The following is a 635-nucleotide window of genomic DNA, read 5'->3' on the forward strand; positions in this document are numbered from 1 at the left end:
TGTAAGCAGCGACTTTGAGCGCCAAACCACTGCGATTTTCTCAACAAAAAAGCGGTTTGGTGATGTATCGCCGCTCACCATCAAAGTTGTGCAAACAAGCCTTTGGTAGCTAGAGTAAATCAAACATTCTTCGGGCTGTTTGCAAAGGTAAAAGGCGAGGTTCGGCTATTCAAACAGATTGGGTGGCAGCTTTATAACAAAGGTTTTCAAGGCGGACGCAAAACATTCCCGCAAATTTTGTTATATCAACTTATGGCGTTTATGGTGGCTTTCTTGCGTGAAGCTAATGTTTTTCGCCCCTTAAAACGACGTTATACGCTGTAATTTTACTTACATGTAAGCAGCGGCTTTGAGCGCCAAACCACAGTGGTTTTCTCAACAAAAAAGCGGTTTGGTTTTGGATCGCCGCTCACCATTAAAAGTGTTGCAAACAAGCCATCAATGGCCCCGAAAGACCAAGCATCCCAAGGGCTGCTTGCAAAGGCAAAAGGTGAGGTGCGGCTAGTCAAACAGATTGGGTGGCAGCTTTATAACAAAGGTTTTCAAGGCGGACGCAAAACATATCCGCAAATTTTTTTATATCAACTTATGGCGTTTACGGTGGCATTTTTGCATGAAGCTAATGTTTTTCGCCG

The 635-nt window shown here is 43.9% G+C and carries 1 protein-coding gene; it reads left to right on the forward strand.

What is annotated here, in order from left to right; translation table 11 throughout:
- Positions 1 to 441: 441 nt before the first annotated feature.
- Positions 442 to 635, forward strand: a 194-nt coding sequence (locus LRP50_RS25435; RefSeq protein ID WP_274167181.1) for a hypothetical protein, incomplete at its 3' end; no start/stop codon positions are given.

Origin of the sequence: Enterovibrio gelatinilyticus (assembly GCF_028683095.1) — a bacterium.
Classification (GTDB): domain Bacteria; phylum Pseudomonadota; class Gammaproteobacteria; order Enterobacterales; family Vibrionaceae; genus Enterovibrio; species Enterovibrio gelatinilyticus.